Origin of the sequence: Bradyrhizobium sp. Rc3b (assembly GCF_900114915.1) — a bacterium.
GTDB lineage: Bacteria > Pseudomonadota > Alphaproteobacteria > Rhizobiales > Xanthobacteraceae > Bradyrhizobium.
The window spans coordinates 129,073-144,111 of sequence record NZ_FOUS01000005.1 but is presented as its reverse complement, the minus strand read 5'-3'; the positions used below and the strand labels follow the sequence as shown (position 1 = coordinate 144,111).

General features: G+C 61.6%; 16 protein-coding genes. 11 read left to right on the top strand and 5 right to left on the bottom strand.

Translation table 11 applies throughout. The features are described 5' to 3' along the window. Positions 1–163: 163 nt before the first annotated feature. Positions 164–361 (bottom strand): hypothetical protein, encoded by a 198-nt coding sequence (locus tag BM190_RS13330; RefSeq protein WP_084674967.1) that lies wholly within the window; start codon positions 359–361, stop codon positions 164–166. A gap of 507 nt (positions 362–868) precedes the next feature. Here BM190_RS13330 and BM190_RS13325 point away from each other — a divergent pair. Further along, positions 869–1,177: a hypothetical protein gene (locus BM190_RS13325; protein WP_026202638.1), complete on the top strand. Its 309-nt coding sequence runs from the start codon at positions 869–871 to the stop codon at positions 1,175–1,177. Between the two features lie 130 nt (positions 1,178–1,307). Here the strand turns inward: BM190_RS13325 and BM190_RS13320 are convergent, their stop codons facing one another. Continuing rightward, positions 1,308–1,535: a DUF2093 domain-containing protein gene (locus BM190_RS13320; RefSeq protein ID WP_018321926.1), complete on the bottom strand. Its 228-nt coding sequence runs from the start codon at positions 1,533–1,535 to the stop codon at positions 1,308–1,310. A 190-nt stretch (positions 1,536–1,725) separates the two neighbouring features. Here BM190_RS13320 and BM190_RS13315 point away from each other — a divergent pair, with 190 nt between their 5' ends. Then, entirely contained in the window at positions 1,726–2,550 is an 825-nt protein-coding gene (locus BM190_RS13315) for a dienelactone hydrolase family protein (RefSeq protein ID WP_092255911.1), read from the top strand. 270 nt (positions 2,551–2,820) lie between these two features. Further along, positions 2,821–2,964, top strand: coding sequence for a hypothetical protein (locus BM190_RS40390; protein WP_018321928.1), 144 nt, complete (start codon positions 2,821–2,823; stop codon positions 2,962–2,964). Between the two features lie 191 nt (positions 2,965–3,155). Here BM190_RS40390 and xseA read toward each other — a convergent pair whose 3' ends face one another. Then, on the bottom strand, positions 3,156–4,778 hold the full coding sequence (gene xseA, locus BM190_RS13305; protein WP_092255264.1) for an exodeoxyribonuclease VII large subunit: 1,623 nt from the start codon (positions 4,776–4,778) through the stop codon (positions 3,156–3,158). Between the two features lie 139 nt (positions 4,779–4,917). Here xseA and BM190_RS13300 point away from each other — a divergent pair, with 139 nt between their 5' ends. The 6 genes from BM190_RS13300 to BM190_RS13275 all read left to right on the top strand — a co-directional run bounded on the left by BM190_RS13300 (position 4,918) and on the right by BM190_RS13275 (position 10,750). After that, a complete protein-coding gene (locus BM190_RS13300) occupies positions 4,918–6,024 on the top strand; it encodes an alpha/beta hydrolase (RefSeq protein ID WP_092255260.1) in 1,107 nt (368 codons plus the stop codon). Continuing rightward, the gene (locus tag BM190_RS13295; RefSeq protein ID WP_092255257.1) at positions 6,021–6,575 is read left to right on the top strand and encodes a hypothetical protein; all 555 of its coding nucleotides are present in this window, start codon (positions 6,021–6,023) and stop codon (positions 6,573–6,575) included. Before BM190_RS13300 ends, BM190_RS13295 begins: the two co-directional genes overlap by 4 nt. Before the next feature lie 65 nt (positions 6,576–6,640). Continuing rightward, positions 6,641–7,231: a hypothetical protein gene (locus tag BM190_RS13290; RefSeq protein ID WP_092255254.1), complete on the top strand. Its 591-nt coding sequence runs from the start codon at positions 6,641–6,643 to the stop codon at positions 7,229–7,231. Positions 7,232–7,233: 2 nt separating this feature from the next. Then, the gene (locus BM190_RS13285) at positions 7,234–7,533 is read left to right on the top strand and encodes a winged helix-turn-helix domain-containing protein (RefSeq protein ID WP_092255251.1); all 300 of its coding nucleotides are present in this window, start codon (positions 7,234–7,236) and stop codon (positions 7,531–7,533) included. Positions 7,534–8,005: 472 nt separating this feature from the next. Next, a complete protein-coding gene (locus BM190_RS13280; RefSeq protein WP_092255248.1) occupies positions 8,006–10,066 on the top strand; it encodes an ATP-binding protein in 2,061 nt (686 codons plus the stop codon). A gap of 192 nt (positions 10,067–10,258) precedes the next feature. After that, entirely contained in the window at positions 10,259–10,750 is a 492-nt protein-coding gene (locus BM190_RS13275) for a hypothetical protein (protein WP_092255245.1), read from the top strand. A 338-nt stretch (positions 10,751–11,088) separates the two neighbouring features. Here BM190_RS13275 and BM190_RS13270 read toward each other — a convergent pair whose 3' ends face one another. Further along, on the bottom strand, positions 11,089–11,406 hold the full coding sequence (locus BM190_RS13270; RefSeq protein WP_143109039.1) for a helix-turn-helix transcriptional regulator: 318 nt from the start codon (positions 11,404–11,406) through the stop codon (positions 11,089–11,091). A 544-nt stretch (positions 11,407–11,950) separates the two neighbouring features. Between BM190_RS13270 and purD the strand changes: the two genes are divergently transcribed. Continuing rightward, entirely contained in the window at positions 11,951–13,234 is a 1,284-nt protein-coding gene (gene purD / locus BM190_RS13265; RefSeq protein WP_092255239.1) for a phosphoribosylamine--glycine ligase, read from the top strand. 230 nt (positions 13,235–13,464) lie between these two features. Then, complete coding sequence (locus BM190_RS13260; RefSeq protein WP_092255236.1) at positions 13,465–14,367, top strand: alpha/beta fold hydrolase; 903 nt, start codon at positions 13,465–13,467, stop codon at positions 14,365–14,367. A gap of 98 nt (positions 14,368–14,465) precedes the next feature. On the opposite strand, the gene BM190_RS13255 is transcribed toward BM190_RS13260, so the two are convergent. After that, the gene (locus tag BM190_RS13255; RefSeq protein ID WP_092255233.1) at positions 14,466–14,924 is read right to left on the bottom strand and encodes a nucleoside deaminase; all 459 of its coding nucleotides are present in this window, start codon (positions 14,922–14,924) and stop codon (positions 14,466–14,468) included. Positions 14,925–15,039 lie beyond the last annotated feature (115 nt).

Here is a 15,039-nt window from a genome sequence, read left to right as displayed (position 1 = left end):
CGTGCTCACCACGCCCCGACGGCCATTAATCCAATAATGGTCAGGCACGAGACGCAGGCTACCGCGACGGTATAGCATTCGGGTGTATTCATTGCTCACTCCCAAACTGTTGCCAATTGCTTGGTCACTGCTACGCGGGAGAGATCGCCGGTCGCGGGCCACTTCAATGCGGCAGGCCGTGAACGGTCTTGCGATGTGCGTCCGTCCTCTCATCGTCAACCTGATCCGCAGGATGACGAAGCGCTTCGAGAGCTTCGGAGCGTTCAGCTGCGATCAGAAGCTGTTTGCGCATTTCAGCGAGACGGGCGCGACAATATTCACGATAGAGCAAGTCCAATATGGTGGGCATGATCACCCCCATCGTTTGACTCTCGATTTACAGATATTCCACCGCAAATTTTCGAGGTGATCGTAGCCCGTCGGATGGCTCTTTCGATATGAGCCCGTTCACAGACTGCGCCAATTCCAAAGCTCGATGGCTGTTTGGTTGACTTGATTGTCTGTGCGATAAAAGGAACAGGGCCAATTACCTAACGAACACTGTAGCAGCTCTCTGTTTCAACAAGACTTCGTCAAACAACTTAAGGGCGCCGGATTGCAACAAAGAATCCAACCACAACGCGAAATGACTAACTACGGAGTGCAAGTATTCTTCGATGCAACGCGGATCGGCACGACGGAGATCTTTTCCTCGGTGAGACTCGCGGTTCAGGTGCACGCGAACATCGTCTCCATCCCATGACGCGCCAAAAGTTGCACCGCTCGTGCCACGCCACACGGCTGCGCTTTGCCTAACCCGCAGCAGCCCGCCATTCAGGCGACATTCATCGCAAAACGCCTATCGGTTCCCGACGATCAGGAGAATTCGATGAAACTGCCGTCTGCGACCGTTGCCGCCAGCCTTGTGTGTCTGATCGTTGCGCCCGTCTTCGCGCAAACTCCCGCGCCGACAGCAAGCCCGACCGTCACCGTGCCGGTTCCCGCGACCAAGCGCGTGACGTGCCTTGCCACGACCGCGAGCCTGAAAGGACAGGACAAGCGCGACCAGCTGCAGCTCTGCATGGCGCAGGCGCGGCTCGATTGCCTGAAGCAGGCGATCGATCAGAAGGTCGTCGGCGAAGCCAGGAAGAGCGCGATCAAGACTTGTGTGGGGGCGGATGGTCCCGAGCAGCAATAGCAGAACGACGCCACGAACCCGCTCTCGTAGGGTGGGCAAAGCAACGCGTGGCCACCTTGTCCATCGCGGTCATGGAGAGATGGTGGGTACGGCGCTTAGCGCCTTTGCCCACCCTACGAGAGCCGAAGGCTCATTGCTGCGGTTTCGGCGCGCCGGGGAAATGCCGCTGCAGCACGGCGGCGGGTGTGGCGTAGGCCTCCTGCAAATCCACGCTCCAGTACTTCAGCTCGTCGAGCGGAATCCGCGTGTCGGTGATGGCACAGCGCACGAAGGTCCCCGGCGAGATCACGCGGAAGTCGCCGTCGAGATATTGCACTTGCGCTTCGCCATGGCCCGAGGGGCCGAACTTGTTCAGCACGGTCGAAAGTCTCCGTGGAAGGCCGCTCCGTCGAAACTGGAGGGCACGATGTGTTGGACGGGATGTAGCACAGATAGGGCGGCTTGTCCGCCCGGTAAACCCACTGGTTTGTGATGTTTTGCCGCCGTTTCCGCGTGATAGTGCTTGGGTGAAGGATCGCTGGTTCCGGCATCTCCTGTGGCAGAGTCCGATGCGCCTTCGACTGACCGCCCTGTTTCTGACGCTGCTGATGTCCGCCGCGCATGCCGCGCCGGCGCCGCAGCAGGTCGACATTCCGCTGGCGTCCGGCGTGCTGCATGCGCAGCTCTACAAGCCTGAAGGGGCGGGGCCATTTCCGGCCGTGATCGCGCTGCACGGTTGCGACGGCCTCAGCAGCCATTCCGATTCCGTGCTGCCGCGCTACCGCGATTGGGCCGAGCGCCTGCTCAGGGCAGGCAATGCCGTGCTGCTGCCCGACAGCTACGGCTCGCGTGAGCTCGGGCCGCAATGCCGCGTCAAGGAGATGCACGTCAAGGCGCGGCGTGAGCGCGTCACCGACGTCGCGGCATCGCGCGCCTGGCTGATGAAGCAGTCCTGGGTGGCGCGCGATCGCGTCAGCCTGATGGGCTGGGCCAACGGCGCGAGCGCGCTGCTGTGGGCCGTGCGGCCGCAGAGCGCGGCGCGCGACCTGGCGCCCGATTTCCGCGCCGCGATCGCGTTCTATCCGGACTGCCGGATCTCCGCCGGTCTCGGCTGGAGCACGCGGGTGCCGACCCTGGTGCTGATCGGCGCCAATGACGACGTCTCCTCGCCGCCGGCCTGCCGCCAGATGGTCGAGGGCGCGCATGGCCGCAGCGCGCTCGCACGCATCGTGGTCTATCCCGACGCCTATCACGATTTCGACCGCGCCAACACACCGCTGCACGCCGCCGGCGGCAGCAACGATGCCGCCGTGCCCGAGCGCGGCCATCTCGGCACGGATGCCGAGGCGCGCGCGGAGTCGCAAAAGGACGTCGCGCAGTGGCTGGCGCGGTAATGGAAGTGCCGAAGCCCGGATGGAGCGCAGCGCAATCCGGGGCAGCGCAGCGCGTGGCACGAACCCGGATTACGCTTTCGCTCCATCCGGGCTACGGGTCTTCCAAAGCGGGGCCGTCCGAGGAACAAATTCAGGCGGACAGCCCCGCATCGACCACCGCCCTGCACGGACTGTGATGGCCGACCGGGAATCTACGGATCGCGCGCGGCGCCGGTTTCAGCAGGTGAGGGCGCCTTAGTTCGACCACGATGTCGATTAAACGCAGTCCTCATGCGCATCGTCCTCTTCGCCTCCGCACTGGCCGTCTTCACCGTCGCGATCTTCCTCTACGAAGCCCACGCCGGCGCCCCACAGCGCGCACCGGAGCATTGCGGCTTCTGGACCACGATCGACGCGGGATTGTCGTGCCGGTGAAGTACATCAGTCCAACACCGTCACCCTGAGGCGGCCGCTTCTTCAGCGGCCCTCGAAGGGCGACGGCCCGGCTGCATCGCGGCCGTACATCCTTCGAGGCTCACCTTGCGATGCGTCTGCATCGCAAGCCTCGCACCTCAGGATGACGGGTTAGCATTGGGAGCGCTGCGATCGCAGAGGCGCCTCACACCTCAGAACAAGCTGCCCTGATCCACCGGCTTGGCCACACGCTTCGGCGCGGGCTTTGTATCCGCCGCAGCCGACTTTGGCTGCGCGGGCGTGCGCTTGGCCGTTGGCGCCGGGCGATCCGCATCCGCGGTCGCGCCCACGCGTCCATCCGCAAACTCGATCTCGAGCCGCGCATTCGGCCCGATGCTGTCGGCCGCATGCACGGGATGCCCCGCCTCGTCCCGCACCAGCGCGAAGCCGCGCGCGAGCACGCTGCGGTAGGACAGTGCGGACAGCAGCTTGCCGCTGTTCTCGACGCGGGCCTCCAGCCGCTGCAGCAACGTGACGAGCGCGCGGCCGGCGCGCTCGCTGAGGCGATGCGTGCGCTCGCGCTGGCGGGCAATCGTGTTGCGCTGCGCCTGCGCATTGGAGAGCTTTGACGCGCGCAAGCGAACCTCAAGTCCGGCAAAGCGGTCGCGCCGACGCCGCAGCAACGAGCGCGCGGACAGGCCAAGCCGTTCGCCGCACACGGTGAGGCGGTGGTCGGCCTGAGAGATCTGGCCGTGCAGCACCCGCAGCGTCAGCTTTGAGCTTGCGGCGGTAAACCTGCGGAAATGCGCGTGCGTGTTGGCCTTGAGGCAGCGGGGCAGGGACGCGCCCGCCGAATCCAGCCGCTGCCTGGGAATGGCGAGCAGATCGCCGGCCGCGGGCAGCGCGCGTGCGGCGGCGCGCAACTCGCTGCGACGGCTTTCCTGGGCGCGCTGCCAATAGGCGCGGGTGCGGCGTCCGAGGTCGGCGACCTCGACGAACAATTCGCTGCGCACCGGCACCGCCATCTCCGCCGCCGCCGTCGGCGTCGGCGCGCGCTTGTCGGCGACGAAGTCGATCAGCGTGATGTCGGTCTCGTGCCCCACCGCCGAGATCAGCGGGATCATGCTCTCGGCTGCTGCCCGCACTACGATCTCCTCGTTGAACGACCAGAGGTCTTCCAGCGAGCCGCCGCCGCGCGCGACGATCAGCACATCGGGGCGCGGAATCCTGCCGCCCGGGGCAATCGCGTTGAAGCCGCGGATGGCGGCCGCGACCTGCTCGGCCGAGCCGTCGCCCTGAACTTTCACCGGCCACACCAGCACGCGGCGGGGGAAGCGGTCCTCCAGCCGGTGCAGGATGTCGCGAATGACGGCGCCGGTCGGCGAGGTCACGACGCCGATCACCTCCGGCAGCCACGGCAGCAGCTGCTTGCGCGCTTCATCGAACAACCCTTCCGCGGCGAGCTTCTTCTTGCGCTCCTCCATCAGCGCCATCAGCGCGCCGATGCCGGCCGGCTCCAGCGCCTCGATCACGATCTGGTACTTCGAGGAGCCCGGATAGGTCGTGAGCTTGCCGGTGGCGATGACCTCGAGCCCTTCCTGGGGCTTGAAGCGCATCCGGCCGTGCACGCCCTTCCAGATCACCGCCTCGATCTTGGCGCTTTCGTCCTTGAGCGCGAAATAGCAATGGCCGGAGGAGTGGGCGCCGCGGAAGCCCGAGATCTCACCGCGGACCCGGACATGGCCGTAGGTGTCCTCCACCGTCCGCTTCAGGGATTGGGAGAGCTCGGAGACGGTGAATTCAAACGCGTTGTTCAGTTGTTCCGCAGGCGGCATCTAGCAAACGATTCGGCATTTTGGGGTCAGACCCGACGTTAAGGATTTTCGCCGCGCGGCGCCAATCGAGGGATTGATTGGGAGAGTACTCTGTATTATAGAGTTCTCTATTGATTGATGTGTTTGAGGGAGAACGGTCATGGCGGTCCGGTTGCTGCGCGGCGTCTTGAGCGGTCTGAAATGGGCCCTGTGTGCGGTCGGCGGCGTGGCGCTGATCCTGACTGCGATGATCGCAACGCCGCTGGAGCGGCCACCCGAGATGCGGTCGGTCTCCGACTCCGCCAAGGGGATCGACTGGACCACGCTGCCGCCGCTGGAGCGCTTCCAGGCCCGCGACGGCACCTGGATCGGCTATCGCCACTATGCGGCCAAAGCGTTTTCAAGCGAAGTGGAAGCCGGTTCGCGTGAAGAAAACGCGTCAAAACAAGAATCCGGAGCCCGATCCCATCGGAACGGAAATGGCTCCGGGGGCCCGGCGGCGGGCCGCGGCGCGATCTTCATCCATGGCTCCTCCGGCTCCAGCGGCACCGTTAACCACGCGCTGACCCACGCGATCGCCGCGCGCGGGGTGGAGACCTGGGCGCTCGACATCCGCGGGCATGGCGGCTCCGGCACCCGCGGCGATATCGGCTATGTCGGCCAGCTCGAGGACGATCTCGTCGATTTCGTTGCCGAAGTTCGCAAGACCGCGGCGGATCTGCCGCTCACTCTGATCGGCCATTCCGCCGGCGCCGGCTTCTCGCTGCGAGTCGCCGCGACGCCGATCATGCAGGACATGTTCGTGCGCACCGTGCTGCTCGCGCCCTATCTCGGCCATGACGCACCGACCAACCGGCCGAACGCGGGCGGCTGGGCCAATTTCAATGTCCCGCGCTTCTTCGGTCTGACGGCGCTGCGCAAGCTCGGCATCGACTGCTGCTCGCAGCTTCCGGTGCTGGCCCTGGCGGTGCCGCCGAGCTCGGCGAAGTACCTCGTCTCGACCTATTCCGATCGCCTGACGCGCAATTTCGCGACGCGCGGCTATCGCCTCGATCTGCCGGCAACCACACGTCCGGTCACCATCTTCGGCGGCACTGATGACGAGATGATGATCTCGGACAAATATGCGCAGACCGTGCAGGCGGTGAAGCCGTCGGTCGACGTCAAGGTCATTGACGGCATCAATCATATGGGCATCGTCACCCATCCGAAGGCGATTTCGGTGATCGCCGAGGACGTGGCAACGCGCGGGGCAGGGCAGTCATGATCGACAGCAGGGAGGCGTCCGCAGCGCTGGCCGATATCGACGATATCGTCCAGCGCGTGAAGCAATCGCAGCTCTATGAGCTGGCGAGCCTCGCCGCGGTCTGGTGGGGCGTGCTGGTGTTCGCAGCCAATCTCGTGACCTGGCTTTGGCCGATCTACGCGGCCTACGCCTGGGTTGCCGCGGATGTTTTCGGCGTCGGTGGTCTGATTGCACTTCGCGTGCTCGATCCGAAAAGCCACCCCTTTGGCGCCGGCGTTGGCATCAGGCTGTTCCTGGTATTCGCGCTGTTCTTCGCCTTCGGTTATTTCGTCACCAACGTCGTCGGTCATTTTGGTCCGCGCCAGCTGGGAACGTTCTGGCCGATCTATTTCATGCTGTTCTACACACTCGCCGGGCTGTGGTTCGGCTACGCCTTCGTTGCGATCGGCCTCGGCATCACGGCGCTGACGCTGATCGGCTTTTTCTACATCGGCGAGGCGTTCCCGCTCTGGATGGCCTTCGTCAATGGCGGTGGCCTGATCCTCGGCGGCCTCTGGATGCGGCGGATCTAGCGCATGCCCGGGCTCGACGACATCATCCACCAGCCTGCAGCCAATACCCAGGAAGGAGCGCGCCCGTGATCGACAGCCATCAGGCTCCTGAAGCACTGAACGCCAATGAGCATGCCGTTCGTCGTGGGCAGCGGTCGCAGGTCTACCTGGTCGCGGGTCTCGTCCTGCTGATATGGGCCGTGATGCCGTTTGCCGACGATATGCTGATGTGGTTCTGGCCGCGCTACGGGGCCTATTATTGGAACAGCTGGTTCGTGGTGAATGACGGGCTGTATTTCTGGTTTGCACTCTACGTCGTCTCGGCTCTCGGCCTCGTTGTTCTCGGCGCCTATCATCTTTCGAGAAACGGCATCCGCCTGTTCGACAGGCGCACTCTGCTGGCGCTCCTGCTGATCGCCGCCTTTGGCCTCGTCTGCTGCTACTTCGGCAGGTTCTCGCCGCGCCAGCAAACGGTGTTTTGGCAGGTCTACATCACACTGGTCTACCTGACGGCGGGCCTTCGGTTCGGCTACGCCTTTGCACCGCTCGGCGCGACCATCATCGCACTGACGCTGATCGGATATTTTTATATCCCGGGTGTGCCGCTGTTGCCGTGGATGGCGGCCGTCAATGGCGGTGCTCTGATCGCAGGTACCCTCTGGATGCGGCGGGGCTAGGCGTGGCGGATCTCGACGACATCATCCACCAGCCGCTGCGGCTGAAGATCATGGCAGCGCTGAACGCGCTGCCTGCGACCGCGGGACTGGAGTTCTCGCGGCTGAAGAAGCTGACCGGCGCCACCGACGGCAATCTCGGCGCGCATATCGAGACGCTGGCGAAGGCGGGTTACGTCCAGGTGGACAAGGCGTTCGTCGGCAAGAAGCCGCAGACGACGGTCACCGCCACCGCCGCCGGCCGCGGCGCCTTCGCCCGGCACGTCGCGACGTTGCAGGAGATCATTGCGGGGAAGCAGGGGTAGGGGCACTGCCACGCAGTTACGTTTGATCGCGGTGCGAATTGCGGCGCCCTCCCCATTTTGAGGGAGTTTAGAGTATTATAACTATCTGATTTTACTGTAATAACCAGCCATCAGATAGACTGTGCGGAAAACAGTGTAGGCACTTTTCGACATTTCGGCCGGAGTCGAGGTTTTTCGAGTTTAGGTCTGCTCGCGACTCGGCAAAGCAAGCAAATCGTGAATAAGCGCGCGGCGATCGGAGGCGGCCGCTTCATCAGCCACGTTGCCTCAGGTGAACACGTTCGAGGATTACACTGACTGACTATTGGATTGGAGGCTTAGCCGATTCGGCTGCTTCCCAAGCGCCAAGCTCGGTTAGCTCGACTGACTGACGCCAGTCCGCCGCGCAGACTTGAGGTTGTAAATAGCGTACTCATCTGGCTAGACTAGCTTCGCCATATTCCCTCGTTTTCATCCGCAATGCGTTTAAGAGATGGTCGTACTCACTCTCAAGGCTAAACATGACCACCTGCAAAAGGTGGCAAGCACGCATGACCACGTGAAGGCGATTTCAGAGTTCGTATGGAACGCCCTCGACGCCGACGCCAAGCGCACATCCGTCGAATTCGAACGGAATGCCTTGGGAGGCCTGGAGAGCATTATCATTCGAGATAACGGAACCGGCATCAGCAAAGAGAGAGCCGAACATGATTTCGAAAGTCTAGGCGAGTCATGGAAGAGGACCAACGCTCGAACGCTCGTTCTCGCTCGCGCGATTCATGGAAAGGAAGGCCAAGGCCGATTGCGCTTCTTCTCGCTAGCGCGACGAGCGCACTGGGATTCTGTCTATGAGCAAAACAACTCGCTGTTGAAATTGACGATCGATATAGACGCGGATCGGCTGGAGATCAGCAACGTATCTGATCCCACTCCAGCCGATGCGAACGCCGAAAAAGGGACAGTCGTCCAACTCTCCCCTCTAAAAGAAACGTTCGATTGGCTGACCGGCGATCAAGCACGCTCAGAGTTCGACGCGATCTTCGCGCCATATATACTTCAATATCCTGATGTCGAGATCATATATGACGGTAAAGCAGTTGATCCGAAGCGAACTATTGAACGTTCTCATGAGTTTCCGAAGCAGGCAATTATCTGTCCGGGTCGCGTCGTCAAGGACCTGACTCTCCGCGTGATCGAGTGGAGACCGCGCGTCACAGCACGAAAGATATATTTTGGAGGGGAAAGCGGAGTTGTCCTTGGCTCGCTGCCAGCCAATGTGACTGCTCCAGAATTCGAGTTCTCGGCGTACGCCTACACTCCATTTTTTGGTGAGATCGCCCAAGCCAATCTCCTTGAGTTTGATGGCCTGACTGATCCTGACTTCGCTCGGGTACTTGAATACGTTCGAGATACGTTGACGGACTATTTCCGTTTTCGCCAAGCCGAAAAGTCTGGCGAACTGATTGAAGAGCTAAGGGCGGCTGGAGTGTACCCGTACGAGGGGGAACCAAAAGACGAAGTCGAGCGTCGTGAGCGGCAAGTATTCGATATCACCACCCATGCGGTCGCCTCGTACTCGCGCGACTTCAAGAAGGCCGACAATCCACTTAAGAAGATCACTTTAGGGCTACTTAGGGAGGCCGTGAGGAACAATCCCGAGTCGGTGTCGCGCATTCTTAAGGCCGTATTCAATCTCCCAAAGCTTCGGCAAGATGAATTCTCACAGCTCCTTGAAAAGACGGAGCTGGGCAACATCATCGCGGCATCAAACCTTGTCGCCAACCGAATAGTTGCGCTCAAGGTACTGAAGGAAATCGTGTTTGAACCGAAGCACCGCCGAACTATTAAGGAGCGGGGCGAGCTTGATGTGCTCGTGCGAGACAATACCTGGCTGTTCGGTGAAGGCTTTCATTTTACGATGGCCGAGGCTGGCCTCACCAAGATTATGCAGCGCGTCTCTGAGGAATTGGCGCTTAAACGCTCCAAAGGTGCAAAGGGTAGGAAGCCCGATGGCAAGATCGGTAGGATAGACTCATTCATGGGGCGTCTTGTCCCGCACGGAGATGAGAACCACCGTGAGTTTTTGTTGATAGAGCTGAAGCGTCCATCGCTTACGATTGGGCGCAAGGAGCTCGATCAGTTGGAAGATTATGTGAATTCGATTTTGGCGCAGCCGGATTTCATAAACACTTCAACGAGCTGGAACTTCTATTTGGTGACGAGTGAATACGATGATGTTGTAAAGGCACGCATCACTCAGGAAAATAGAGCGGTCGGTCTTTTCATCGACAAGCCGAACCACAAGGTGTGGGTGAAGTCTTGGTCCGAGTTGCTCCGCGACGCCGAGGGCAGGCTAAAGTTTGTTCAAGACCAGCTTCGTATCGAAGTCTCCGACGAGGAGATCGAGACACGCATAGCTGAATTGAAGGCTTCCGTTCTCAAGAGCGAGGCTCTAGAGCTTGGGGAGCGCTTAGGGGAGACATCTGAAGAAGCAGGGAAAGCCGGCCGCAAGCCAGCCGGCAAGTCAGACGACTCGTCTCCACCGGCTCCGTGACGCCCGTTCGATTCTCTTAGAGTATCATTGCGATTAAGGCGACGGTGCACTCAATCGTGTCAACCGATGTTTTGACTTAAGAACTTAGTGGACTGTCACTCCCAATTTGCTGATTCACTCGGAGGATTACGGTGACAATGCACTAAACCATCTCCACTGATGCTTTGGCTTCGGAGTTCACGGAGGGAAACAATGAATATTGACGACTCGGAAGTCCAGGCGCGGATTGCGGAAATACGTGAACGCAATGAGAATATGAACACGCTCACGCTCTCTATTCTCCGCAATCATTTGGAAGCCGAGCAAATAATGAACTCCTACGTTTCTGCGAATGGTGTGTCGAAGCGCAGACTGCGCCGGATGAAGTTCTCGGACAAAATGGAGAAGTGCAAGGTATTCGCTAAGGGCGAACAGAATGAGCCGTGGTGGGGCGTTCTCAACGCAGCCAACAGCTTGCGCAACACGATTGCCCACAACCTCGACCTGGACGAAATCGATCGCCGAATGGCTGATCTGAAAGAGAAGTATCTGGCTACGATGACGCCAGAAAATGCCGCCGCAATGGAGGATCAATCCGATGACTACATTGCTATGATGGCGTGCTCGACTTGCGGCGGCTTCATTGCGACCCTCGAAAGTCGAGTTAAGGGCGCCCAAGGCGACGCTTCTTCGCCAATTGCGTGACGGCAAGTTCGCCGACGATAAGCGCGACAAGCGCGCCGAACGTGTAGGCATCATGAACGGAGTAAACGATAGCGGCCCAACCAATGGTCTTCATAATAGCGATCCCTCAGCCCATGGGGCTGTTTGCAGTTTCAGGGATCGCTTTGCGTGGCCTTTGGCCCACCACGCGGTGCTTGTCAGGGCACGAGAGATCGAATGTCGCCACTTTAACGTCTGGCAGGACGGGGCATCACCCCGTAGTTTCCATAGATCAAAGACACAGACCCCAATATCCACCGACAGGGCGTAGGTGGGGGGCCTACCCAATGAAATATGGCTCGCAGCCGTCATAGCAAGTCTCAAAACGTTGCTTTTTTCCGAGCCGCCCGCGCCTCAGCAGCAGTAAACCGATACCCGGTCATGAAGCCGTGACCGTGGTCCAAGTGCTCAAGTCCAATCAAGGCAAGGTAGATGTAGCGAGGCAGTCGCTGTTCGGACTTTTCCCAAGAGATAATGGTTTGCCGCGATCCGACCTGAAGGGCGAGCCGCAGCATTTCCTGGGTAAACCCATGCTTCTTGCGCCAAGCCTTGAGATCAGTTCCGTTGATCCCCGGACTGGCCAAGTATGTCGGATCTTGGATGTCTAAATCCGCCACATCTTCAAAAGATTTAGTCATGGATGCCTCAAAAATTCGCCTGTTTACGGATATCGGCACTGTGACCATACCCATGCAAAGTTGAAGAAAGCGTTACCCATCGGGCAAAGTGTTCCGGGTGGCTCACGTGACCGTAACGGCATGAGTGGATAGGTTCGTCCATACCGTACGCCGCCGTTTGGTCCGCAAACCGGGCGGTTCGCCACTGCGATCGTGTCCCCAATCTTGGTATAGCCGGCGGTGCACCAATGCGTTCGCCGCCAAGAGCCGAGCAGGAAAGCTGGCGATTGCCGGAAGGCCGACGGTCGGATCGTCTCAATGGCGCGATGGTTTCGAGTTTCATGCAGCGGGCGCGCCGGACCGTCTAATCATAGTTCTGTTTGAGCAGGATCCCTTCCGTGAGGCGCACGACGCCATCCTCGTTGGGAAAATGCCGATCACCTCGGTGCGCCGCTTGCAGGCGCCGCGCCCACAGAATGACGGGAAGTTCGGGCCGCCCCCTTGAGACCCGCCGCGATTCGTGCGACCTCCGCCCCCAAGCAAAACCCCTCATTTCGAGCCCTCGATGCACATTCTCCTGCTCGGTTCCGGCGGCCGCGAACATGCCCTGGCGTGGAAGATCGCGGCCTCCCCCCTGGTGACCAAGTTCTGGTGCGCGCCCGGCAATGCCGGCATCGCGCGGGAGGCGGAATGCGTGGCGCTCGACGTCGCCGACCATGCGGCGGTGATCGAGTTCTGCAAGACGAACAAGGTCGAGCTCGTGGTGGTCGGGCCGGAGACGCCGCTGGCGGCCGGCATCGTCGACGATCTCGCCGCTGCCGGCATCAAGGCGTTCGGCCCGAGCAGGATTCCCGCCCAGCTCGAAAGCTCCAAGGGTTTTACCAAGGCGCTGTGCACCGAATTCGGCATTCCCACCGGCGCCTACAAGCGCTTCACCAACGCCAAGGACGCGCGCGACTACGTCCAGAGCCAGGGCGCGCCGATCGTGGTGAAGGCCGACGGGCTCGCCGCCGGCAAGGGTGTCGTCGTCGCCAAGACCGTGCGCGAGGCCGAGGACGCCATCGCCATGATGTTCGAGGGCGCGTTCGGCGAGGCCGGCACTGAAGTCGTGATCGAGGAGTTCTTGCCGGGCCGCGAGATCAGCTTCTTTGCGCTGTGCGACGGCGAGACGGCGATTCCGCTGGCCTCCGCCCAGGACCACAAGCGCGTGTTCGACCACGACGTCGGCCCGAACACCGGCGGCATGGGCGCCTATTCGCCGACGCCTTTGGTGACGCCCGCGATCCACGACGCGATCATGGCGAAGATCATCTTGCCGACGGTATCAGGCATGAAGCAGCGCGGCACGCCGTTCCGCGGCATTCTCTATGCCGGCATCATGCTGACGACGCAGGGGCCAAAACTGTTCGAGTTCAACGTCCGCTTCGGCGATCCCGAGTGCCAGGTCCTGATGCTGCGCATGATGTCGGACATCGTGCCGGCCTTCCTCGCCGCCTGCGACGGCCAGCTGAAGAATTTCGATCTGCGCTGGCATCCGGACTCCGCGCTCACGGTGGTGATGGCGGCCAAGGGTTATCCCGGCGACTACCAGAAGGGCACGCGGATCGACGGGCTCGATGACGCGGCGAAGGTGGACACCGTCGAGATCTTCCACGCCGGCACGGTCGAGAAGGACGGCGCGATCCTCGCCAATGGCGGCCGTGTGCTCAATGTCTGCGCGCTCGGCAAGACCGTGACGGAGGCGCAGAGCCGTGCCTACCAGGCCGTCGACCGCATCAGCTGGCCCGAGGGCTTCTGCCGCCGCGACATCGGCTGGCAGGCGGTGGAGGCGGAGAAGGCCAAGGGCTAACAAGCAGCTGACAAGAACCGGCTCGCGATCCCGGACGGCGCGTAAAGCGCGCCAATCCGAGAATCTCGAGGGCTTGTGTCACCGCGCCGCCATATCGACATTCCAGAATGTGCAATCAGCTGTTGGGGTTAGTAGCCCCGCTGATGATACCGCTACTGTGCATGGGGTTGTTTTCGCAATTTTAGGTGTCGGGGCGGCCTCACGATTGACCCTTTAAAGGATGCAGAAAGATGTCCGATCTCGCCGACCTCTATCCGGATTTTGCCGCCGAATGGATCAATACCTCCTTCGGCCGCATCTTCGCCCGCGTCGGCGGCAGCGGGCCGCCGCTGCTGCTCCTGCACGGCTTCTCCGAGACCCATGTGATGTGGCACCAGGTCGCGCCCGAGCTGGCCAGGCACTTCACGCTGATCATCGCCGATTTGCCGGGCTACGGCTGGTCCGACATGCCCGAGAGCGATGCGCTGCACATCCCCTACAGCAAGCGCGCCATGGCCAAGGCGATGGTGGAAGTGATGGAGCGGCTCGGTCACGTGCACTTCGCGCTCGCCGGCCACGACCGCGGCGGCCGCGTCTCCTACCGCCTCGCGCTCGACCATCCCGGCCGGCTGTCGAAGCTCGCGGTGCTCGATATCCTGCCGACCTATAATTACTGGGAGCGGATGAACCGCGCCTACGCGCTGAAGATCTACCACTGGACCTTCCTGGCGCAGCCCTATCCGCTGCCGGAGACCCTGATCTCTGGCAATGGCGAGTTCTTCCTGCGCTTCAAGATGGCGAGCCAGACCAAGTCGAGGACGTTGGACGCCATCGACCCGCGCGCGCTCGAGCATTACCTCGCCCCGTTCCGCGATCCCGCCCGCGTGCATGCGATGTGCGAGGACTACCGCGCCGGCGCCTATTTCGACTACGACCTCGACAAGGCCGATTTCGAAGCCGGCAAGAAGATCACCATTCCGATGCTGGCGCTGTGGGGCAATGCCGGCGTCGCCCAGGCCGCGGCGACGCCGCTCGACACCTGGCAGCAATGGGCGACGAACGTCGTGGGCATGCCGGTGGATTCCGGCCACTTCCTCACCGAGGAGAATCCCGACGTGACGGCAAAGGCGCTGCGCGAGTTCTTTTCGGGCTGACGATCTTGTAGCCCGGATGGAGCGAAGCGAAATCCGGGTCTGTCAACGCCGCGACACTGGCCCGGATTGCGCTTCGCTCCATCCGGGCTACGACTGCCCTACCTTCGCTCCCGAAAGAACTCCTTGAGCAGCCGCGCCGCCTCGCTCTCGCCGACCCCGGAATAGACGTCCGGGGCGTGATGACAGGTTGGCGAGGCGAAGAACCGCACGCCGGATTCCACCGCGCCGCCCTTGGGATCGGCGGCGCCGTAATAGAGGCGCCTCACCCTTGCAAACGAGATCGCGCCCGCACACATGGTGCAGGGCTCCAGCGTCACGTAGAGGTCGCAGTCCACGAGGCGCTCGCTGCCGATCTTTTTCGCCGCCTCGCGCAGCGCGACAAGTTCGGCATGGGCCGTGGGGTCATGGTCGGTCAGCGTCCGGTTCGCCGCGGTGGCGATGACCTCGTAATTGCGGACCACCACGCAGCCGATCGGAACTTCGCCCGCTTTTCCGGCATTTTCGGCCGTTTTGAGCGCCAAATCCATGAAGGAGGGGGCTTTCAAGCCTCGTATCATCCGAAGAAACCTGCTAGTAGCTGCGCCTTCAGCAGAAGTGCTTACCGGTTTTGCCTGGGCATGCGGCTCGGAACGAGCGCGCACAATGCCTAATGGCCACCCCCTTGAGTGAGAT